The organism is Mesorhizobium sp. WSM4822 (assembly GCF_055811155.1).
Window position 1 is genome coordinate 12,171 of record NZ_JBVVQM010000006.1, and the last position, 21,259, is coordinate 33,429.

16 protein-coding genes and 1 pseudogene are annotated in these 21,259 nt (G+C 59.3%); 7 read left to right on the top strand and 10 right to left on the bottom strand.

What is annotated here, in order from left to right:
- Window positions 1-335: 335 nt before the first annotated feature.
- Genes AC0L3E_RS15365 through AC0L3E_RS15380 form a run of 4 tightly spaced genes read left to right on the top strand, consistent with a single transcriptional unit; the run spans window position 336 to window position 5,278 of the window.
- Window positions 336-1,010: a coiled-coil domain-containing protein gene (locus tag AC0L3E_RS15365; RefSeq protein ID WP_031212622.1), complete on the top strand. Its 675-nt coding sequence runs from the start codon at window positions 336-338 to the stop codon at window positions 1,008-1,010.
- Window positions 1,011-1,017: 7 nt separating this feature from the next.
- Window positions 1,018-3,696 (top strand): OmpA family protein, encoded by a 2,679-nt coding sequence (locus tag AC0L3E_RS15370; RefSeq protein WP_473605105.1) that lies wholly within the window; start codon window positions 1,018-1,020, stop codon window positions 3,694-3,696.
- 13 nt (window positions 3,697-3,709) lie between these two features.
- A complete protein-coding gene (locus tag AC0L3E_RS15375) occupies window positions 3,710-4,204 on the top strand; it encodes a Rab family GTPase (RefSeq protein ID WP_023809564.1) in 495 nt (164 codons plus the stop codon).
- A gap of 3 nt (window positions 4,205-4,207) precedes the next feature.
- Complete coding sequence (locus AC0L3E_RS15380; RefSeq protein ID WP_128308240.1) at window positions 4,208-5,278, top strand: adenylate/guanylate cyclase domain-containing protein; 1,071 nt, start codon at window positions 4,208-4,210, stop codon at window positions 5,276-5,278.
- A 77-nt stretch (window positions 5,279-5,355) separates the two neighbouring features.
- Here AC0L3E_RS15380 and AC0L3E_RS15385 read toward each other — a convergent pair whose 3' ends face one another.
- Entirely contained in the window at window positions 5,356-6,036 is a 681-nt protein-coding gene (locus AC0L3E_RS15385) for a redoxin domain-containing protein (RefSeq protein ID WP_127380484.1), read from the bottom strand.
- 19 nt (window positions 6,037-6,055) lie between these two features.
- The gene (locus AC0L3E_RS15390) at window positions 6,056-9,352 is read right to left on the bottom strand and encodes an adenylate/guanylate cyclase domain-containing protein (RefSeq protein WP_128308239.1); all 3,297 of its coding nucleotides are present in this window, start codon (window positions 9,350-9,352) and stop codon (window positions 6,056-6,058) included.
- Between the two features lie 433 nt (window positions 9,353-9,785).
- On the opposite strand from AC0L3E_RS15390, the pseudogene AC0L3E_RS15395 reads away from it, so the two are divergent.
- Window positions 9,786-10,018, top strand: a pseudogene (locus AC0L3E_RS15395) (adenylate/guanylate cyclase domain-containing protein); the annotation flags it as partial.
- A gap of 22 nt (window positions 10,019-10,040) precedes the next feature.
- Here the strand turns inward: AC0L3E_RS15395 and AC0L3E_RS15400 are convergent.
- The 3 genes from AC0L3E_RS15400 to AC0L3E_RS15410 all read right to left on the bottom strand — a co-directional run bounded on the left by AC0L3E_RS15400 (window position 10,041) and on the right by AC0L3E_RS15410 (window position 12,654).
- Window positions 10,041-11,420, bottom strand: a complete 1,380-nt coding sequence (locus AC0L3E_RS15400; RefSeq protein WP_128308238.1) for a hypothetical protein — start codon at window positions 11,418-11,420, stop codon at window positions 10,041-10,043.
- Window positions 11,420-11,944, bottom strand: coding sequence for a GNAT family N-acetyltransferase (locus AC0L3E_RS15405; protein ID WP_128308237.1), 525 nt, complete (start codon window positions 11,942-11,944; stop codon window positions 11,420-11,422). Before AC0L3E_RS15405 ends, AC0L3E_RS15400 begins: the two co-directional genes overlap by 1 nt.
- A gap of 74 nt (window positions 11,945-12,018) precedes the next feature.
- Window positions 12,019-12,654 carry a hypothetical protein gene (locus AC0L3E_RS15410; protein ID WP_292134467.1) on the bottom strand — a complete coding sequence of 212 codons (636 nt, stop codon included), beginning with the start codon at window positions 12,652-12,654 and terminating at the stop codon, window positions 12,019-12,021.
- Between the two features lie 43 nt (window positions 12,655-12,697).
- Here AC0L3E_RS15410 and AC0L3E_RS15415 point away from each other — a divergent pair, with 43 nt between their 5' ends.
- Together AC0L3E_RS15415 and AC0L3E_RS15420 are read left to right on the top strand one after the other, a co-directional pair.
- Window positions 12,698-12,886: a hypothetical protein gene (locus AC0L3E_RS15415; protein ID WP_473605106.1), complete on the top strand. Its 189-nt coding sequence runs from the start codon at window positions 12,698-12,700 to the stop codon at window positions 12,884-12,886.
- A 158-nt stretch (window positions 12,887-13,044) separates the two neighbouring features.
- Window positions 13,045-14,460: an adenylate/guanylate cyclase domain-containing protein gene (locus tag AC0L3E_RS15420; protein ID WP_128308236.1), complete on the top strand. Its 1,416-nt coding sequence runs from the start codon at window positions 13,045-13,047 to the stop codon at window positions 14,458-14,460.
- Window positions 14,461-14,587: 127 nt separating this feature from the next.
- Here AC0L3E_RS15420 and AC0L3E_RS15425 read toward each other — a convergent pair whose 3' ends face one another.
- The 5 genes from AC0L3E_RS15425 to AC0L3E_RS15445 form a co-directional block, all read right to left on the bottom strand.
- A complete protein-coding gene (locus tag AC0L3E_RS15425; RefSeq protein ID WP_127380495.1) occupies window positions 14,588-15,067 on the bottom strand; it encodes a class I SAM-dependent methyltransferase in 480 nt (159 codons plus the stop codon).
- Between the two features lie 210 nt (window positions 15,068-15,277).
- Window positions 15,278-16,459: an ABC transporter permease gene (locus AC0L3E_RS15430; protein ID WP_127319624.1), complete on the bottom strand. Its 1,182-nt coding sequence runs from the start codon at window positions 16,457-16,459 to the stop codon at window positions 15,278-15,280.
- A complete protein-coding gene (locus AC0L3E_RS15435; RefSeq protein ID WP_127326880.1) occupies window positions 16,456-17,454 on the bottom strand; it encodes an ABC transporter permease in 999 nt (332 codons plus the stop codon). The genes AC0L3E_RS15430 and AC0L3E_RS15435 overlap by 4 nt, the downstream gene beginning before the upstream one ends.
- Before the next feature lie 2 nt (window positions 17,455-17,456).
- Window positions 17,457-19,355, bottom strand: a complete 1,899-nt coding sequence (locus AC0L3E_RS15440) for an ABC transporter substrate-binding protein (protein WP_128307761.1) — start codon at window positions 19,353-19,355, stop codon at window positions 17,457-17,459.
- Window positions 19,352-21,247: an ABC transporter ATP-binding protein gene (locus AC0L3E_RS15445; protein WP_127320273.1), complete on the bottom strand. Its 1,896-nt coding sequence runs from the start codon at window positions 21,245-21,247 to the stop codon at window positions 19,352-19,354. Before AC0L3E_RS15445 ends, AC0L3E_RS15440 begins: the two co-directional genes overlap by 4 nt.
- Between the last annotated feature and the right edge of the window lie 12 nt (window positions 21,248-21,259).

A 21,259-nucleotide genomic window follows, 5' to 3' on the forward strand; every position in this document is an offset into this window, starting at 1 on the left:
CGCTGGAACAGCTATTTTAGCAATTTCTAATAAAAACATGTTACTTAAATCTGTCTAAATAGATATACATAATGCCATTGTATCACTCGGCGTCATAGTAGATTTCGCCCGATAATCAATTAGGTTAAATGGCTATGGTTGCTATCACAGAGAGGGGTGAGAGCAACACCTAGCGGTACTGGTGCTTTTTCTGCCAGTGCAAGAGGTGTAAAAAGAGCACCCAAATTGGCTTGCGCCAAGAAGATTCCGGCTTGCGGGTCGCGGATTTTGCTGGCATCTTCATCTGTTTATGGGTCTCTGCACTGTGGCAGGTGTTCAAATAGAGGGGTATAAGGATGGCCAAGGAATCTTCGAGTACTTCGAGTGCCGTTTCCTCCGCAAACAAGGCGGACGCAAATTTGATTGGTAATGCAGACGGAAGCGGGCTGAACTTCATGGCGGCCCAGGTTCGCGAAAACGGGGGCGCCGGCGACGCCGTAGGTGTCGACAAGATACGCGATCTGCTGTTCGGCAACCAGATGCAGGACTATGACCGCCGTTTTTCCAAGCTTGAAGAACGGGTGTTGCAACGCTTCAAGGATGTCGAATCCGAAGCCAAGCGCAATCTTGAGATGTACGAGTCAAATGCAAAGAAGCAGATCGATTCGCTCGCGGCGCAATTGCGGAACGAAAAAGACTCACGAGCCGATGCCGACAAGGAGATTGACCGGAATCTTCGCGAGCAAAACCAGGCACTTGAAAAGCAGGTGCGTGCGTTGTCGGATCAATTGAGCGCGCTTGAGCGGGACGTTTCGGACCGGATAAATCGAAACGATCATTTGCTGCGTGAGGAAATCAAGCAGAAGAATGAAGGCGTTCAGATGCTGATTGAGAAAATGTTTGCCGATCTCAGCAACGTTAAGACCGACCGAAATCTTTTGGCTGGCCTGTTTGTAGAGGTTGCGAAATGTCTGAATCAGGATCCCGTCGGCAGCAAGGGCAACTCGGATCGTAGCTGGAAAGTGAGTTGATGGGACCTTGACGTCAACCGTCGACCCAATCAGTCTTCCACAAAGAACAGCCTCGAACGATACAGAAATTGATCGCGAGGCTCTGGCTCGTCTTTTGGTCGAAATTGCCCGGAACGTTGATCCGGACTATCGTGCGCGTTTCGACGGAGTCCCAACCGCCGATCCTCGCATGGAAACGCTGCGCCAGTTGCTGGTCAGCCGCGAAATTTCGGAGCTTTCACGAGTTACGCATCTGCTGGACGAACCCGAGCAGCTTGCGGCAGCAGTGGGCGACATTCTTCCCAGTGCGGCCGCGCGAGCGCCTCATGCGCAGCTCGGCGAGGCGCTTGCGCCAGCTGTCGAAAGGGCTGTGCAACGGTCAATCCAGAAGAGCCCGCGCACACTGACGGATATATTATACCCGGTGTTTCTGCCGGCAATTCGCAAGTCGATCGGGGAAAAGATCGACCAGACCTTTCAGTCGCTGAACGAAACTCTAAGACATATATTTACCTGGCATGGGCTAAAGTGGAGATTTGAATCTTGGAGGACAGGAGCAAGCTTTTCGGAAGTTGTTCTTAAGCACTCTCTTGTTTATCGTATAGAGCATGCCTTTCTCATTCATCGCAATTCCGGTCTTTTGATAGCGCATGTAACCGCCGATAATGCAACGAGCGAAGATCCTCAACTCATCTCTTCGATGCTTAGTGCAATTCAGGATTTTGTGAAGGACTCGTTTAACGAGAAAGAGCAGAGCGGCCTGGACACAATTCGTTTTGGCGACCTTCGTCTCTGGTCAGAAGTTGGACCGTTTGCGACCCTGGTTTCGGTGATCCGGGGAAATCCGCCAGAGGGATTGCATGAAATAGTTCGCGATGTATTGCTTCGCATCCATGAGGAATCCTCACAGGCTTTAGAGCAGTTTGACGGCGACGGTTCGCAGTTGGCCAGCGTAGAGGCGCAGTTGCAGACCTGCGTCGAGCTCAAGCAGGAGGAATCAAACGAGGGATTTCCGTGGCTGGTGGCGGTGGTTGCCCTGCTGCTTTTGAGCCTGGCAGGCGGTTGGTACTTTCTTTCCTGGCAATCAGCGCAGCGCTGGCAAGCTTATGTGTCGCGCTGGCAGGCCTACGTGTCGCGGCTGGAGGCCCAGCCGGGCATCATCGTTGCCGAACAACAGGCGCGCGACGGCCAATTCTATATTGCCGGCCTGAGAGACCCGCTTGCCGCCGACCCGCAGACCCTGTTGTCTGGAACTGAGGTCGATCCCGCCCAGGTTCATTCGCAGTGGCAATTCTATCAGAGCCTTGAACCGGAGTTCGTGCTGAAGCGGCTGAAGGCGTCGCTGGCTCCGCCGGATTCAGTACGACTATCAATCGACAATGAGCGCATCGTTGCCGAGGGTGAGGCCCCCGACACCTGGATAGATCGGGCGCGTGCAGCGGCCCAGCAGCTTTCGGCAGGCGGACCGGAATTCGACATCTCAAAGGTTCGTGACGTAAGCCCCGAAGTACTCGAGGCGAAGCGCTGGCAGGCCTACGTGTCGCGACTGGAGGCCCAGCCGGGCATCATCGTTGCAGAACAAAAGATTCGCGACGGCCAATTCTATATTGCCGGCCTGAGAGACCCGCTTGCCGACGACCCTCAGTCGCTGTTGTCTGGAACGCAGGTCGATCCCGCCCGGGTTCATTCACAATGGCAATTCTATCAGAGCCTTGAGCCGGAGTTCGTGTTGAAACGGCTGACGGCGTCGCTGTATCCGCCAGATACAGTACGACTTTCGATCGTCAATAATCGCATTATTGCCGAGGGCGAGGCTCCCGACACCTGGATAGATCGGGCGCGCGCAGCGGCTCGGCAGCTTTCGGCAGGCGGACCGGAATTCGACATTTCCGAGGTTCGTGATGTGAGCCCCGAAGCACGCGCGGCGGAGCACTGGCAGTATTATGTGTCGCGACTTGAGGCCCAACCGGGAATTGTCGTCGCCCAACAATCGGCCAGGGGTGGACATTTCTATATTTCCGGCCTGCGAGACCCGCTTGCCGCCGACCCGCAAGCTCTGCTGTCCGGAACGGAGGTCGATCCTGCCCGCGTTCATTCACAGTGGCAATTCTACCAGAGCCTTGATCCGAAGTTTGTGGTGAAGCGGCTGACGGCGTCGCTGACGCCGCCGAAATCGGTCCGACTTTCGATCATCCAGGGTCGCATCGTTGTCGTGGGCGAGGCTCCTGCCGCCTGGATCAACCGGGCGCAGGCCGCCGCTGAACAACTTTCGGCGGACGGAGTGGTTCTGGATGTCTCGCAGCTGCGTGAACTGGACCTTGCAGAGCTCAATCATTTGAGAGAGGCCATCCAGACGACCGATATTTTCTTCTCTTCCGGCAAAGTTGTGCCGGGACCAGAGCAGACGCCGGTTCTCGACAGATTGGCGGATCAAATAAAGGAATTCGCCCAAAGTGCCCGCAAGTCAGGCGTAACTGCGCGGTTCATGTTGACCGGCCATTCGGACACCACGGGCCGTGAGACGGCCAACGCGTCGATCAGCGCCGCCCGTGCCGAGACAGTTCGTGCGCTTCTCAAAAAGCGCGGCGTCGCTCCGGAACTGCTGCTGGTTCGGGGTGCGGGTACCTTTGAACCGGCGGTGCCTGAAAATAGTCAGGCTGGTAGCTCCACCAATCGCCGGGTTTCGGTTACGGTAAACCTGGACTAGGGCGGAGCCCAAGATGTTGCAAAAAAAGATCTGTATGCTGGGCGGGTTCTCTGTCGGAAAGACGAGCCTGGTCCGCAGGTTTGTGAAAAGCATCTTTTCAGAAACCTACTTGACCACGGTGGGAGTGAAGATCGACAAAAAGAGTGTCGCACTCCCGGACAAAACAGTGGATCTGATTTTATGGGATTTGGCCGGCGAAGATGATATCGGCTCATTCCGCGTCAGCCATGTGCGAGGTGCGACAGGCCTCGTGCTTGTCGTCGATGGAACCCGCGCCGCTACCCTTACCGCCGCGCTCACGCTGCGCGAGCGGGTCGAGGCTGAATTCGGTGCTATGCCGTTCGTATTGCTTTTCAACAAATCAGATCTGGCCGATCGGTGGGTAATACCGGATAGAGAAATCGACGAACTGAGGCAACGTGGATGGCAGGTCTATCTGACAAGTGCGCTCTCGGGTGAGCATGTCGATGATGCGTTTCTTAAACTCGCTTCGATGGTCACCAAATAGACCATGCAAAGATTGCCAAGAGAGATCGGAAACTGGATTTACGATTTCTTCTACAACGAGCGTGCTATTGCGTATGTGAAAATTGACGCCCAGCTGCGGACAGCGGCGAAGGGCGGTAACGTTGAACATTACGGGCTCTCATCCCTTCGCATCGGTAAGCCTGTTGCCGATCAGCTTGAATTCATGGAAGGTTTGCTGCCTTGCCCGGAGCTTCCATTTCATATGCCTATGGTCGAACTGCCCAGCGGGCGTGTCGCGGACCTTCATCTTTTTGCTGATGATGACTGCGTGTGGCTGCTCTTTCTTGATGCCACTGCCGAACGCGACAACAAGCAGCGGCTTCAACAGAAGGCTTATGAAATGACTCTTCTGCAAGAGAGGGAGCGCCAACTCAACGAGAAGTTACATTCGGCCAATGAGGCGTTGAGGAAGAGTCAGGAGGGATTGTCGCGTGAATACCAGCGCGCCGAATCCCTGCTCCTCAACATTCTTCCGGCGTCGATCGCGGAGCGGTTGAAAGCGCACAAGAAAATTGCAGACAACCACGCAGAGGTGAGTGTGCTTTTTGCCGATATCGTCGGTTTTACGGAAAGAGCGCGCAGCGTCGGAGCGGTGACGACGCTCGCTATCTTGAATTACTTCTTCAAGGCGGCGGATCGGCTCGCGGAACGGCACGGCTGCGAAAAGATCAAGACAATCGGCGATTGTGTGATGGTGGTCGCGGGCCTGCCCACCGCGCGATCCGATCATGCACAAGCCTTGGCGCACTACGCAGTTGAACTGCGCAAGGCGGTCAAACGCGAAAGCTTCGCAGGAGAACCGATAAGACTGAGAATTGGAATTCACTCGGGACCGATCGTCGCTGGCGTCATAGGCAAAAGACGGTTCGCCTATGACTTGTGGGGTGAGACCGTTAATCTCGCCTCGCGTATTCAAACGTCCGCGGAGCCCAGTGAAATCCGTATTTCCGATGCAACGCGCCAACTGCTGGGACCAAAATTTGCTTGCGATCCACTTGAGGAAACGGAATTGCGTGGTGCAGGTCGTGTACGAATGTGGCGGCTCCCAGCCTGATTGTCGCTTGCCGACGCTGGAGCGCACTGCATCTCAAGCCGCAAATTATTAACGTGAAGATTTGATCAAACGGGACCTCATTGGGCGACTTGCGACACAGCTGACATCAGTTCCTTCGGGTTGGGCGCCCCAAACATGTATCGCCCCCCCTCCGGAACCTCCGTGAAACTCCAGCGGACAATTCCCTGCCTGTCCAGCAGGAATTGACCGACCAATTGTCCGTGTCCTGTTGCGATCATCTGTTCGTCGGCTTCGGTCACTTCGTAAGGGTCCTTCCTATCGAGGATTTCGCTCGCTGCAAAAGGATCCATGGGACCGGGCAACTCGCCTGGTATGTCGACCCGCATATCCTTCGCTGCTGCCATCGAGACCTTGTACGGCCAGTTCGTCTCGTTTTGGGTGAATTCGAGATTGGGTAGTCCAAAAGCACGATGTGAAGCGCGTTCAGGGTCGGAGGCCGCAAGCAGGTTCGGCATCGGGTGGTAGCGGAAATAGAGACGCGCTCGTTCGATCGGCGTGTTGACCACCGTCAGGCTCTCCACGCCCCTTTCGCGCAGCTCCGGATCAAGCCGCGCCTGGGCGGCGATGTGGCGCCGGCAGAAGGCACAATGCAGACCTCGAAACAGGCCGACCAGCACTGGTTTTTGCCCGCGAAAGTCATCGAGCGCGATCTTGCCTTCCTGGGTAATGGCGTCAAGCACCAGGTTCGGCGCACGGTCGCCCGGTTGAAGCGGTACCAAGTCACTAGGCGCGGACATTTCCAACCCCTAACCCCGGCTAGTCGAGAAAAGGCAGCACCACAAGCGCTTCCGGGTCGAGCCCGTGCTGGGCGCATATACCCTGCGCCAGGGAAAAGTAGCGTTCGGCCTCGGCCAGATTGTCGAGGTCCAGATTAAGCGTTGCGAGACCATCATAGCACGGAAAGAGCAGTTGGGGCTCGCCCATTTCGCGGGCGACGTCCAGTGCTTCGTGGAACAGGCCAACCGCCAGTTCAGGACGGCCGTTGCACTGGTGGATCTGCCCAAGCACGATCAACGGCACCGGCAGGTGCTCGCGCTGGTCGAGCGCCCGGTCGATCTCGATAGCCTTCTCGGCGGCAGGCACGCCCTCCGTTGGACAGCGATCCGTGAAAGTACAACAAGCGACCGCCAGATTGGCGAGGAGGCGGGCCTGGAAACCCAGATCACCAATATGGCGCGCCACGTCCAGACCGCGCCGACAGACCTCCATTGCCTTTGCCGGATCGATAGTCGTGTAAAGCACGCCGAGATTGGTGTAGCCGCGGCAGGCCGCACCCAGCAGACCGGCGGCTTCGGCCAATTCAATGCTGCGCTCGACCTGGCCAACGGCTTCACGGTTTCGTCCGAGGCGAGCCAGCGCAACAGCCTTGGTATTAAGTGCCTCGGCGGTCACAAGAGTGGCATCGCGTCCTACGTCGGAAACATGCTCCGTCGTCAAAGTGCGTACGCAATCCAGCGCCGCGTCCGCCCATTTTGCCGCGAGGGAGTGATCTCCGCTCCGGAACGCCTGTCGGCCACGTTCTTGCCAGAGATGCGCCTGCTCGATCGGGGCATCCGCTCCATCGAGGAGCGCTGCCGCTTCAGCATAGCGGGATTCTGCGTTGTCCCGCTTGCCGACGTCCCAGAGCAGCCGACCGACCTTACGCAAAACGCGCGCCGAAGCGACACGATCTGCCGACTGGCGGTATGCCAGCAACACCGCCTCGTAGTGGTGGTGCGCGACCTGGCGGCGGCCTGCCGGGCCGCTCAGATCGGCAATGCGCTCTGCAATTGCCAGTTTGAGCGGTGTTTGCCCGATCGCACCCAATGCGGTCAGTGCTCGCTCATAGAAACGAAGGGCGTCATCGTTGGCGTATATCATGCGAGCGCGATCACCCGCCGCCTGCAGGTAATGCGCGCCCCTCTCCCGCTCGGCGCTCTGTGCGAAATGATGACCGAGCACGGCCAAATCCTCGAGCCGTTCCGGCTTGTCGCCGCACAGTTGCTCCAAGGCAGCACCGACCCGTCCGTGGATGTCGGTCCGGCGTTGCAGGAGCAGATTCTGGTAGATCACGTCCTGCAGCAATGTTTGCGTAAAGCGGTAGCTTTGCGACGAGCCCGAGCCAGATCCGGCAACTTCCTCGATGATTTCCGCATCGCAAAGCAGTTCGCAGCCGGCTTCTAGCCGGCCGGGGTCGGATGTAACGGTTTTCAGAAGGGTGGCATCGAAGCGCGGGCCAATTACCGCGGCTTCCTGGGCCAACCGGCGCACCTCTTGGGGCAACCGGTCGACCCGAGCAAGCAACATTGCCTGGATCGTGGCGGGAATGCCGGTTGCGACTTCGCCTGCCACAGTCCGCCATCGCTGGCCCTCGCGCATCAATACACCGCGATCGATAAGGCCGCGAACGATCTCCTCTAAAAAAAGCGGGTTGCCGCCCGAGCGATCGAGGATCTGGCCGAGAAGCCCTCCTGCGGAGTTTACCCAGCCCTCGCCAAAAAGCGCCGCCAGCAGACTGCGTCCGTCATCATTGTTGAGCGGCGAAAGCCTGAGCGCCGTGTGACTGACCCGATTTGAATCGAGCTGGTCATTGTCCGGCGCTGGACGATGGGTGACCAGCAACATCAACCGTGTGCGTTCCAACCTGTCCATCACGAAACGCAGTGCCTCAAGTGATGCGGCGTCGGCCCAGTGCAGGTCTTCCACGACAATCAACAGCGGCGACAACGCAAGCCGCCGCTCGATGATTGTGCGGACTGCGTAAAGAATTTGCCGCCGCAGCTGCTCGGGTTCGACATGCTGCAAGGTGGCATCGGGGTCGCCAAGGCCGAGCACATGGTAAAGCAAAGGCATCAGTCGCTTCGCCTCTTCGCCCTGCAGGCCGAGATCGGTAAGCAAGGCTGCGAGCTTCCCCCTTATTTCATCCCCATTTTCGTTCTGCATCATCCCCGCAGCGCTGCGCACAACTGCGTCCAAGGCGCCAAATGATTGTTCGCCCAGCGGTGAGCACGCGGCCTGCCGCACGGCGACGTTGCGAAAACGATCCTCGTCGCCGACGCGGGCGACGAACTCCTTCACCAGCCGCGATTTCCCGATACCGGCTTCTCCGACGAGGCGGACAAGTTGGGCCGAGCCGTCGCACGCCTGGTCAAGGCTCGCCAACATTCTATGAAGCTCCGCACCGCGACCAATCATCGGCGCGCTGAGGCCGAGCGCCTCGAGCCCACGTGCTGCACGCGGGGCCGCAAGCGGTGCATCCAGTCGATGGACGAGCACGCTGCCGGCCTTGCCGCGAAGCACGACATCGCCCAGCGACTCGTAAGAAAAGGCATGCCGGGTCAGCCTGTGAGTGAGTTCGCCTACCAGCACCTCACCCGGTGCGGCCAGCGATTGCAGGCGCTGCGCCGTATTCACGGTGTCGCCGGTCACCGAATAGGATTTGGCGGTGCCGATGCCCAATCCGCCAGTAACCACCGGACCGGTGTTTATGCCGATGTGGAGTAACAGAGGCGAGCCGGAGTGGGGAGTGCCTTCACCGAGCCGCGCCGTCCGGGCGATCATGTCGAGAGCGGCGCAAAGCGCACGTTCCGGGTCGTCTTCATGCGCCACCGGCGCACCGAACAAAGCGAGCAGCGCATCGCCGATGAATTTGTCGACGAAACCGCCAAAGTTCCGCACGGCCGCCGTCAATTCCTTGAACAGCGCGTTCTGCAGAGCTTGCATCACCTCGGGGTCGAGTTGTTCGCTGAGTGTCGTGAAGCCGCAAAGGTCGGCGAACAGGACCGTTACCGTCCGGCGATCGGCGTCAGAGACGGGATGCAGCCCATAGCTTTCGATGTTCGTAGGCAGCGACAGGATTCGAGAAGGCGGCACGATGGTCCCGCTTGGTTTCGGAACAGACCGTTCGGCGGCTTTTGCGGACGCACCAAGGCTTGCCCCACATTTCGGACAGAACTCGAAATCAGGTGCGCAGGGGTAGCCGCAGCTGGCGCATGGCACAGGCTGGCGCCTGCCACACTTCGGACAGAAGGCGTAACCGCCCTCAATCTCGAAACCGCAGCCCGAGCAGTCCATGGAAACCTCACCCGAGCATGATGCCGAAAAGTGTGAAGCGGTTTTCGGACCACATCCTGCTCTGTCTCTTTGACCTAGAGATGGATTCAGATTTCAGGTCGATTCGGCCTGCAATCATCCGGCTCTTGGGGCCATGACTCGTGATCTCGCCACGCCCTTCACGGCCAGGGTATTCACAATGATGAACCGATAGCCGTCAACCGGCAAGCGGCAGCAAATGGGCATCCGTGGGTCCGGTGGCGGAGCGTTGCCGATTCGGACGGCTGCTTGGCCGTCGTTGCGAAGTTCTCTCTTCGCCCCTCCGTCTTCCTGCTATCATGGAGATGAGGAGACGGACCTTGAGCGAGAATCGCAGACTAGTCGCAATCCTGGCTCCAGATGTGGTTGGATACAGCCGGTCGCCGGCGCGGACGAAGATTCGCCTCGCGTCTGGAGGGCGTCGCGGCGCCCGGCGCCATTGCCTGTCCGAGGACGCCTATCGCCAGGTCAAGGCGAGTCTCGACCTCTCGGTCAGCGATCTCGGCACGCGTGGGCGGCATGGCAGGAACTGCTCGCGTCAATCCTGACTATTCGCTGGAATACCGTCGCAAAGTCTTGCCTTACAAGAACCATGCCGATTTCGAACTCATGATCGACGGGCTCCGCAAGGCCGGAATAGTGCAATGACAAATGAGGGCATGCGGTCGGATCAGACGCCAAAGGCTCGGCCGATCTTGCGCCATCGGGCGTTTTCACGAACCAGTTTCAGGTCGTCGGTCGTCTCGGCAAAGGTGTGCGAACGGTAGTGCCCGAGCAGGTCAGGAAACAGCCTCCCTGCCGGCAGGCCGGCAACCTGTTCGCGGACCGACATTTTTTCATCGATGACCCGGGTGCCCCAGGCATTTTCCCGAACCTGCAACTCGGCAGCCAGACCGCGCTCTTCCGGCGCGGTTTCATCCAGCGCAGCCAGCAGGATCGAGTGGAAAAGCGCTACATAACCGATCTGCCTCAGCCCGCCCACCACCCGCACGCGAGGCAATATGGCAAGAACGAGGAACGTCAAGAACAAGTTCGGCAGCAGCACGCCGTCCAGCAGCGCCTGCTTGAGATGCGCCCGCTCGAACGGGATGGAAAGACCATTCGGCCTTTCAGGCTCGATCAGGTGCCCGTTCTCAAAAACAAGCTTGCGCACGCGCTCCTCGCGAATGCCCCAGAAATAGGCCGTGGCATTGGGCAGGAATCTGCCAAATGGGCCCGATTCGGTCTCTTGCAGGGTACGTTCGAGACGCTGACGCCTTGCGGGCTCAAGGAGCAGCTTGGAAAGAAGGCTGCCGTCATGGTCCAGATGCCGCGCCACGACGGAAGCCGCGAGCCGGTCATCGATGAACACCGGCCGAGCCATGCCAGAACGATCCCAATCGGCGACCAGATCCTCGTTGAGGTCTGTCAGTGCATCGGCGGCGGTTCCAAACACCTTGTCCTGGCTGGCGAGCAGTGTGCCCAGCCAGCGGCTGGCATCCGTTTCGTCGCCCACCGCTTCGAGCGCCCGCTTGTTGAGGGTGACCGGGCCGGCCGCGCAGGCGCTTTTGCGGCATAGTTTGTGGCGCCCCATGCCAAACAAGTTGACCTTGTCGTCGCCGACATCGAGCCATCCCGGCCCCTCCCGGCCAATTGTCTCCATGGTCATCGTCGTTCCCATGAAGCCGACGAACGCCGACAGCCCGTTTTCGACCGCGCCGAGCCAGGCAAACAGGAGGGCATCGAAGGTGATCCTGTCCATCAGCAGCAGGCAGTGTAGGCCGGACTGGATCACCGGTCTGTGGTCGAATTCTTCAAGGGCCTTGCCGACCTCTTCAGGCTGCATGATCAAATCAAGGCGCTGATGCAGTACATCAAGCAGGATCGAACGGGCAGCGATCGCCGGACCCGAAGCAGGCCTTGCCACCGGCCGCCACAGATGGCGGGCGTATTCGGAAACCGGTGCATTCCAGTTCTGCTCGATGTCACGCACGACTTCCGGGCAGAGCAGTGACAGCACTGCCAGAACATCCACCGGAGCCTTAAGGGTCGGATCAAAGTCCCTGGTCATCAGAACCGCAGCCGGGCCATGCTCAGAAGGTCGTGATACCGTCCTTCGGTAAAGCCGGCCTTCACATGCCGGCCTTCGACCTCGAAGCCGTGGCTTGTGTAGAGGCGGATGGCCGGTTCATTGTCGGCATAGACGGTCAATTCGACTCGCTTCAGGGCGCGCCAGTTGTCGGCCACGTCAAGCAGCGCGCCAAGTATGGCAGAGCCGATACCCTTGCCGACAAAGCCATCGTCAAGGCCGATATTGATCTCGCCGATGTGCGAACGGCGCGGCGAACCCTGCACGACCAGGCTGCCATGGCCGACGACCTTGCCGTACAGCTCGGCAACGATCCAGGTGGTTTCCTGGCCGGACTTGGTGATACGCCGTTCTACCTGCTCCACCATCTCGAATGGCATCCTGAGCGTGCCCCAGCGGAAGCCCGGCATGTTGAAGATGGCGCAAAGCGCCTCCGCATCGCTTGGCCGAATGGCCCGGAGTTGCGGCTGGATTTCCTTTGGGAATGGCGAGGTCGTGCTGGTCATGGCTTTCCCGGCAAAGGCAATAGGCCCGGCACGATGCACCGGACATCATCTGAAAATCCAGCCATCTCATCATCCTATGATGCCGATTGCGCGCTGAAGTACCGGGAGACGGCGTAGAGTTTGAAGATGCCGCTGATTCCGATCCAGCCGAAAAGGGCGAGCCAGCACAATGTTCCCGTCGCCGTCCAGTCGATCCGGTGCATTACGGCCTCGGTGATGACAAGGCCAAGGATGGCAAACAAGCCGACCAGAAACTGCGCCAGACCGAGCACCAGCAGCTCTTCGCGCGGCGCGCTTTTCCAGACGAGATATGTGCCGCCCGCTCCGGCGAGGAAGATGGCGCTGTAAACCTGAGCGTGGAAGGCGTCGATCGGCCACGGCCAAAAGCCGCCGAATGTCAGGGGAAACAGCAACAGACCGACGCCATAAAGCCCAAGGATCGCCATTTCCATCGACATATAGCCGCGCCATGCAGAGTTTAAGGTCACGCCCTTTGCGGAAGGACGGCCCCCGGCCCGTAACAGGAACAGCCCGGATACCGCGACCGAAGCAAGATAGACCAAGAACCAGAGCCAGGGCGCTTTCCGCTCGAAGTTGAAATAGCCGAGATTGATGAACGAAGCCGCCGAAACGATGACGGTGAAGATGAAGGCCATGACAAGCACTAGCCTGCCTGGCGACCAGCGATTCCAGACCAGCAGCGCCGCCATCACGGCCATTTCGGCGGTGTAGAAGCCGCCGAGGAAGCGGGCGTTGAACGGCGTGACGGCCCAAGGCCAGCGCGGCCTGACCAGCGCAGGCGCGAAAAAAAGGCCGGCGCCGACAATCAGGACGATGATGACCCCCGCCGAGAAAAGCCGCAAGGCCGCGGGAAATGGCGGGTTGTCGGGTGTCGGCGCGGGAGAAAGTCCCAAAGATGAATACCCCATGGACCCACCATAGTACCGCTTGCGATCGGTGAAAATCCCGACGGAATTGACACGTCGGCGGGCTTTTCATTCGAATGGCCGTACGATCCGTTTCGAAGTAAGATAGAGCGCTCGGAACGAAGACCGGTTCCGGTCAACCACCTCGGGGGTGCATTTTCCGGAGCCTGTACGATGACCGAAATTCAGGATCTGTTCTCGCTTTTGCAGCAATCGACCGATGTCGATCTCCAGGCAATCGACGCGATCCGGCGGACCATCGCGGAAGGCAAGGATCATGAACTTTGCCGCATCAATGTGCCGGCTTTCGCCAGCAAGCATGGCCTCGACGAGGAACGCGCCATAAGCGCCTTCCTCCATGCGGCGCGGGTGGGCATCTTCGACATTTCATGGAATGTTCTGTGCCCCGGCTGTGGCGGCGTGCTCGACACCAACGCTACGCTGAAAACCCTGCAGAAGGACGAATACACCTGCGCGCTATGCTCCGAAGGCTATTCGCCGACCCTCGATGAGATGGTCGAGGTGACATTCACCGTCAGCCCTCGCGTGCGCAGGATTGCCGCCCACAATCCACACGAACTGCCGTTGGTGGAATATTTTCGCCAGATTTACTGGGGATCCGGCGTCGATCTGCCGGAAGAGGATTTGGCGAAAAACATAGAAGCGTTCTCGCTGGAGGATATCGAGCTGGCGCCGGGCGAAAAGGCCGTTCTGCCCATACAGCTTCCGTCCGAATTCATCATCGTCTTCGAGCCGGTCACCCATTCAGCGCAGTTCATCGACGCGAAGGGCGAACCAACAAAAGAGCGGCGAAGCCTGTCGTTGGCTTTCGACCGCGACCATGTCCAGAACCAGACACTGGAAATGCAACCTGGTCCGCTGCGTATTTCGCTGGAAAACAGGACCGACACCCGCGTGCTGCCGGCAGTCTTCATCGCCGGCGAGGCATTGCATAATTTCCTGGGCAAACGCCGGCCTTTTCTGACCGCCAAGCGCCTGCTCACCAACCAGACGTTCCGCGACCTCTATCGTACGGATACGCTCGACATCAACCAGCGCCTGAAGATCACCAGCCTCACCTTCCTGTTCACCGACCTGCGCGGATCGACCGCGCTTTACGAGCGGGTGGGCGACCTTTCAGCCTTCGATCTCGTGCGCGTGCATTTCCAGGTTCTGCACGAGATCGTCGCGGCGGAGGCAGGCGCGGTGGTGAAGACCATCGGTGATGCGGTGATGGCGACATTCGCGACGCCTGATCGCGCGATGGCTGCGGCCCTCAGGATGCGTGATGCCATGCGTGCGCTCAATGACAGAAGCGGGCGCGAGGATCTGCTGCTCAAGATAGGTGTCCATGCCGGCCCCTGCATCGCCGTGTCCATGAATGAGCGACAGGACTATTTCGGCCAGACGGTCAACATTGCCTCACGGGTCCAGAACCTGGCCAACGCACAGGCTATCTTCGCCACCCGCGCGGTGGTCGACGACAATCTCACCGCCGATCTGTTGCGCAGGAACGCTCTGACGCCCGTGCCTCACGAAGTCTCGCTGCGCGGCATCGAGCGGGAGATAGCGGTGTATACAATCCCCTGAGCAATTGGGCCGCCCAGAGCAATCCCAGGGAAAGTGTAAACGGTTTTTCGGGAAAAGCGCGTAGCACTTTCCCTTGGAATTGCGGTGGAGCAGCGTTTGCGTGAAAAGATGAGGCGCTCTCGGCCGCTCACACGCGCTTGCAGAGGAAATAACGATCGGCGGGTTCTGAAGTCGGCGCCGGGAGCCGTTGCAGCAGCGGGTGATCGAGCGGCGTGCCACTGACCGCGAAGCCGCCGACTCGAAGCAGGCTCGCAATCAGATCGGGTAGCCAGGTAGCAGTCACTGCATCCCGATCGTCATAGCCGGTGCCGATGTCGGCATGAACAAGGGCGGCTTCGATGCCAATGAACTTGCGGGCCGTCTCGCGTATTTCGCCGAGCACGAGGTTTTCGGCTTCGGGAATTGAGCTGGCATGTGCGCCGACTTCGCGGTCGAACACCACGATCCGGCGCCCGGGCAGGCGCTCGCGCAGATGGTGGAACGTCCGACCGTTGCCGAGGCCGAGCTCGAATACAAGCCCCTCCATCTTCGCCACCTCGACGCAGACTTGGTCGAGAATGTCGCGCTGTGCGGTCATCCTGCTGATGAAATTCTCGAGGCGACTCATATGCTTTTGTGTTTCCTGAACCAGCTCAAGAGATCGTCAATGCCGCCGACAAGAACTGTTCACGGGTGAATCCCGAAGGCGTAGTGCCAAACTCGATCACGTGTCGGCACATATAGAGGCGGACGATGAACACTGCAACAACCGTACAAGCGACCGGCAAGGATCATACCGGGTGGAAAAGGCGGCACGGCGCGCGGCAAAATAACGACATCACTTGTAGGGATCTGCGGCGTCGCGCAAGCCGTCGCCGAGGAAGTTGAACGCCATGATGACGAGAATGACGGGGAGCATCGGCAAGAGAAGCCATGGATAGAACGCGATCACGCTGACGCTGCGCGCTTCCGTGAGCAGGATGCCCCAACTGGTTATCGGTGCCCTCAGGCCGAGTCCGAGGAAGCTCAGCGCCGTTTCGCCCAGGATCATGCCGGGAATGGAGAGCGTCGCCGTCGCGATCAGATGCGACATGAAGCCGGGGATGAGATGCCTCCCAATGATGCGGCTGCTTCCGGCGCCCATCAACTGCGCGGCCAGAACGTAATCCTCCTCGCGCAAGGCCAGAAGCTTTGAGCGCACGGCCCGCGCCAGTCCGGTCCAGTCGAGCACCCCGAGGATGACGGTGATGCCGAAGTAGATCAGGATCGGACTCCAGGTTATCGGCATGATCGCCGCCAAAGCCAACCATAGCGGAATGCTGGGAATCGATTGCAGAACTTCGATTATTCGTTGAACGATCAGGTCGAAGATACCGCCGTGATAACCGGCCAGTCCGCCGATGACGATGCCGAGCAGGAAGCTGAAACTGATGCCGACGAGGCCGATTGTCAGTGAAATGCGTGCGCCATAGATCATGCGCGAGAGCACGTCGCGCCCCAGCCTGTCGGTGCCGGCCAGAAAGAGCTGGCCGTTTTCGGCAGCGCAGACAAAATGCCTGTCACCTTCGATCAGGCCCCAGAACCGGTAACTGTCGCCCTTGCAGAAGAAACGGAGCCGCTGAACATCGCCCTGGTCGTCGATGTAGTTCCGCTTGAGCGTGTCCATGTCCAGCGTCATCTGGCGGCCATAGACGAACGGCCCGACGAACTCGCCGTTGTGGAACAGGTGCACCTGCTGCGGCGGCGAATAGATATAGTCCATGTTGCGCGTGTGCAGATTGTACGGCGCCAGAAACTCGCAGATCAATATCCCGAAATAAAGCACTATCAGGAATATGCCGGATACAAGGGCAAGCCGGTGCATGCGGAATTTCCACCACATCAACCGCAACTGCGACGCCTGAAAGACCTTCGACTGCTCCGCCGTCATCGCCTCGACCGACTGCAGGTCAAAGGGCGCGCTGGAAACGTAGTGTTCTAGTGGAGCACCCGGAGCGGGGAGCGGCGAATCCGTCTTCATTTGGTGCTGCCGCCCTGCAAACGAATTCGTGGATCAAGCACCGCCAGCGCCAGGTCGGAAATCAGGACACCGATGACTGTCAGGAAGGCTAGGAACATCAGGAACGACCCCGCCAGATACATGTCCTGGCTTTGCAAGGCCTTGATCAGCATCGGCCCGGTCGTTTCCAAAGACAGCACGATCGCCGTGATTTCGGCGCCGGAGATGATGGCCGGCAGGATAGAGCCGATGTCGGAAATGAAGAAATTGAGCGCCATGCGCAGCGGATATTTGACCAGCGCCTTGAACGGATGAAGGCCTTTGGCGCGCGCGGTCACCACATATTGCTTGTGCAGCTCATCGAGCAGATTGGCGCGCAGCCGCCGGATCATGCTTGCCGTGCCGCCGGTGCCGATGATCAAGACCGGGATCCAGAGATGGGCGAGTATCGACTTCGCCTTGGCCCAGCTCATCGGCTCGCTGAGATATTGCGGGTCCATGAGATGGCCGAGGGACGTGCCGAACCAGATGTTGGCGAAATACATCAGGATCAGCGCCAGCATGAAGTTCGGAATGGCAAGGCCCAGGAGGCCGAAAAAGGTCAGGCCGTAATCGCCCCAACTGTATTGATGCGTCGCGGAGTACATGCCGATCGGAAAGGCGATGAGCCAGGTGAAGATGATCGTGACGAAGGAAACCAGCACGGTCAGCCACATTCGGTCCCCGACGACGTCGCGAACCGGCAGCTCATATTCGAAGGAATAGCCGAAATCGCCGTGCAGCATCCCGCCGACCCAGTAGAAGTAGCGAATGATCGGCGGCTTGTCGAAACCATATTCCTTGCGCATCATCTCGATGCGATCGGAATCCACCCCTTCGCCCTGCGCCCGAAGCTCGGCGACATAGCTGTCGAAATAGTCGCCGGGGGGAAGTTCGATGATCGTGAACACCAGCGCTGATATCACCAGCAGCGTTGGAACCATCACAGTAATGCGCCAGACAATATATCGAAGCACGCTCAGGACTCTCCAAGCCAGAATGTATCCGGCATGTAGACACCGAAATAGGCGGTCGGATCGTAGCCGAAGAGCGCCTTGTCAGGCAGATTGCGCAGCCGTGAGGACACCAGAATCGGCTGATGCGTTCCGTTCACGGTCCCGATCGAAAACACCTGATCGGTGTAGATCGACAGCATCGAATTCCAGATTTCGGCGCGCTCTGTCGCTTCGGTCGATGCGTTCCAGCGCTTGAGCAAAGCCATCAACTCGATCACTTCAGGAAGATCGGGCGCCTCGCCCATCTTGCCGTGAGACAAGTAGTGAGCACCCCAGAGCGGCCATTGCAGTTGATCGTCGATGGTGGGGGCCAGCTGGCTCGGGTTCATGTCGGCGGTCGGCACGCCATTGTCGATGCCCGACCACATCGACATCATGATCTGGCCGCCAAGCGCGCGGCTGCGGAAGATGTCGCGCTGCGAAGTCCGGATGAACAGGGCGATGCCGATCTTTCGCCAGTGATCGGTGATGAGTTCGAGCGCGTCGGTTTCCAGTGTGCTTTCGCCGGCGGTTTCCACGATTATCTGGGCAGAGCGTCCATCGGGAAGTATCCGCAAGCCGTCATCGTCACGTGCCAGAAGCCCGACCTCGTCGAGCAGTGCATTGGCCTGCTCGGGATCATGGGCAACCCAAGCTTTAGCGAATTCCGGCCGGTAGAGCGGGCTCTCGGACAATACGGTATCGGCGCTTTCCTGCGCCAATCCGTAGAACACGGCCATATTGATCTCGCGCCTGTCCACGGCGAGCGAAAGTGCGCGGCGCACGCGCACGTCACGCAGAAGGCCACGCCACACCTGGTCGGCGCAATTCAGATTCGGCAGCAGCGCCAGCCGAGAACCCTGTGTACGTTTCCACAGGTGCATCTTCACCGGATAGCGCTTCTCCGCGTCTTTCAGGAAGGAGTAGTCGCTGAAGTCAATTCCCATGCATTGCAGGTCGCTCTCGCCCGCACCGGCCTTGGCGGAGATGATCGCCGATGAGCTGACATTCATGATGATCCGGTCAACATAGGGCAGTTGCCGGCCGTTCTCGTCTATTCGATGAAAGAACGGGTTGCGCTCGAAGATGAATTGCTCGGCCGGCGGCTTGGTCCGGTTCTGCCAGGGGTCGAGCGTCGGCAGTTCCGGGTTCTCCGGGCGATACTGCCGCGACATGCGAATATGCAGGAGCGTCCATTTCTGGGTCCGGTTCTCCTTCATCAGGCCGGCGAGCCGGAATGAATCCTGATATTTCTTGTGGAACTGCTTGAGATAGGCGGCCGGCAGGACAAGCGATAGCGGCGAAGCGGCAGCGAGCTTGGGCAGGAAGTCTGGATTGGGCGCATCCCAGCTGTAGCGGACCGTCAACGGATCGATGATCTCGAAGCGTGGCGGCTTGCCGTCCGCCAGCAGGGCGGGGGCGAGCCCGCCTTGCGAAAGCTCGTCGTTCAGCCAGACATCTTCCCAACAATAGCGAAAATCCTCCGTCGTCAGCAGGCTGCCGTCAGACCATTTGTGCCCTTCCCGTATCTTGAAGGTGAAGACGCGATCATCCGCTACGTCGAAACGTTCGAGAATGTCGGGTTGCATGTTGAGCTTTTCGTCATAGCCGACCAGGCGAGAATACCCGTAGATCGTCATCATCCGGATATCTTTCTGGCTGCCGATGATTGTCCGCAGCGTGCCGCCATACTGCCCGGGCAGCCGGCCCATTGCAGCGAGATTCAGCGCGCGCGGACTCTTGGGCAGGCGCTCAGCGAGTGCCGGCAGCGCCTTGACCGTCAGTTGTTGCCGAAGAAATTCCGGCTCCAGATCGCCGGCGCGCGACGTCCCTGGCAGAAAGGCCGAAGCCATGAGACCAAGGACGGTGCGCCGGCTGATCAATGGCGTAACTCACTGATATCGGCCGAATGTCTCGCCAGCACGAGGTGGCCACCGCCAAGATCGAGTGGTGACAGCCTATCTTCGTCGCCCTCGTCGCGGAATTGCGGTCCCCATGCGCTGGTGTCGGAAGCTCCGCTGAGCTTCAGCGTCTTGAAATCCATCGGCCTGTCGAGATCGGGGAAAGGTACCGCGGCGACCAGGGAGCGCGTGTAGGGGTGGATTGGTTTCCTGAGCAGAATTTCGCGCGGCGCAAGCTCGACGATACGCCCGCCGCACATCACCGCGATGCGGTCTGCCATGTAGTCCACCACCGCCAGATTGTGGGATATGAACAGGTAGGTCAGGCCCAGTTCTTTTTGCAGGTCCTTCAGAAGATTCAGGATCTGCGCCTGGACAGAGACATCGAGCGCCGAAACCGGCTCGTCGCAGATCAGGAGTTCGGGCCCTAGCGCCAACGCACGCGCGATGCCGATGCGCTGACGTTGCCCGCCGGAGAAACTGTGCGGATAGCGCTTTATGAAGCGCGGATCGAGCCCGATTGCCTGCATCAGGCTCTTGACCGTGGCGAGTCGGGACGCCGCATTGCCACGTTGATGGATCTCCAGCGGCTCGCTCAAGATGTTCTCCACCGTCATGCGAGGTGAAAGCGACGAAACCGGGTCCTGGAAGACCATCTGGATTTTCGCGCGCAATATGCGCAGGGCATCTCCCTCTGCGCCCAGGACGTCGGTCGGTCCATCGCGGCCGTTGAAGATCACAGAACCGCCGCTGGGGGTGATGGCCCGCATGAGGATCTTGCTGACGGTTGTTTTGCCACAGCCGCTTTCGCCGACCAGACCCAGACACTCACCCCGCCTGATGTCGAAGCTCACGCCGTCCACGGCGCGAACAGAGGTTTGATGACCCCCGCTGAACCATCCGGACTTGCGGGTGGTGAAGGTCTTTGTCAGATCCCTCACCGAAAGCAGAATGTCCTCCGGCCCCTTCGATGCCGGCGCAGTCTGCTTGCCGAGCAGGTTCCCAACGTTCACCGGCACCTCGCGGAGCGCCTTTAGCCTTTCACCAGGCTTCAGGTCGAAATGCGGAACGGCTGCCATCAGGCCCTTCAGGTAAGGGTGGCCCGGCCGGCGGAATATCGCCTCGACAGGCCCCATTTCCATGATCTCGCCATGGTACATGACCACCACCTCGTCGGCGACATTGGCGACCACGCCAAGGTCGTGCGTGATCAGCAGCATCGCCATGTTCAGCTTGGTCTGAAGCCCGCGCAGCAAATGCAGGATTTGCGCCTGGATGGTGACGTCCAACGCCGTCGTCGGCTCGTCGGCGATCAACAAAGCAGGCCGGCAGATGAGCGCCATGGCGATCATGGCGCGTTGCCGCAATCCTCCCGAAAGTTCAAAGGGATACATGTCATAGGCGCGTTTGGGATTGGGGAAGCCGACAAGGCCGAGCATTTCCTCGGTCCGCGCCTTGCGCTCCGCCCGAGCCATAGGCGTATGAATCTGCAAGGATTCGCTGACCTGGTTGCCGATCGTGTGCAGCGGCGACAGCGATGTCATTGGCTCCTGAAAGATTTTGCCGATGCGGCTGCCTCTCAACGCCCGGATTTCGGTTCCGTCACGCTGCATCTGCAGGATATCCTGCGTCGTTCCGGGCTTTTCAGGATCGGAAAACAGGATACGGCCGCGAACATGGGCCGTATTCGGCAAAATGCCCATCACTGCCTGGCTGAGAACCGATTTTCCGGAACCGGACTCTCCCACAAGCGCGGTAACCTTGCCGGGCAGGACGCGGAGATTTGCGCGCCTGACGGCATGCAACGGTCCCCCGATTATGGCAAAAGAGATGCCAAGATCCTCGATCCGCAGCAGATCAATGCCCGAATTCATCCTCACACCAGC

Excerpts from the sequence above, each read along its gene's own strand:
- AC0L3E_RS15365 (WP_031212622.1), top strand. The coding sequence starts at position 336 with ATGGCCAAGGAATCTTCGAGTACTTCGAGTGCCGTTTCCTCCGCAAAC.
- AC0L3E_RS15375 (WP_023809564.1), top strand. The coding sequence starts at position 3,710 with ATGTTGCAAAAAAAGATCTGTATGCTGGGCGGGTTCTCTGTCGGAAAG.
- AC0L3E_RS15380 (WP_128308240.1), top strand. The coding sequence starts at position 4,208 with ATGCAAAGATTGCCAAGAGAGATCGGAAACTGGATTTACGATTTCTTC.
- AC0L3E_RS15385 (WP_127380484.1), bottom strand. The coding sequence starts at position 6,036 with ATGTCCGCGCCTAGTGACTTGGTACCGCTTCAACCGGGCGACCGTGCG.
- AC0L3E_RS15390 (WP_128308239.1), bottom strand. The coding sequence starts at position 9,352 with ATGGACTGCTCGGGCTGCGGTTTCGAGATTGAGGGCGGTTACGCCTTC.
- AC0L3E_RS15400 (WP_128308238.1), bottom strand. The coding sequence starts at position 11,420 with ATGACCAGGGACTTTGATCCGACCCTTAAGGCTCCGGTGGATGTTCTG.
- AC0L3E_RS15405 (WP_128308237.1), bottom strand. The coding sequence starts at position 11,944 with ATGACCAGCACGACCTCGCCATTCCCAAAGGAAATCCAGCCGCAACTC.
- AC0L3E_RS15410 (WP_292134467.1), bottom strand. The coding sequence starts at position 12,654 with ATGGCGGCGCTGCTGGTCTGGAATCGCTGGTCGCCAGGCAGGCTAGTG.
- AC0L3E_RS15420 (WP_128308236.1), top strand. The coding sequence starts at position 13,045 with ATGACCGAAATTCAGGATCTGTTCTCGCTTTTGCAGCAATCGACCGAT.
- AC0L3E_RS15425 (WP_127380495.1), bottom strand. The coding sequence starts at position 15,067 with ATGAGTCGCCTCGAGAATTTCATCAGCAGGATGACCGCACAGCGCGAC.
- AC0L3E_RS15430 (WP_127319624.1), bottom strand. The coding sequence starts at position 16,459 with ATGAAGACGGATTCGCCGCTCCCCGCTCCGGGTGCTCCACTAGAACAC.
- AC0L3E_RS15445 (WP_127320273.1), bottom strand. The coding sequence starts at position 21,247 with ATGAATTCGGGCATTGATCTGCTGCGGATCGAGGATCTTGGCATCTCT.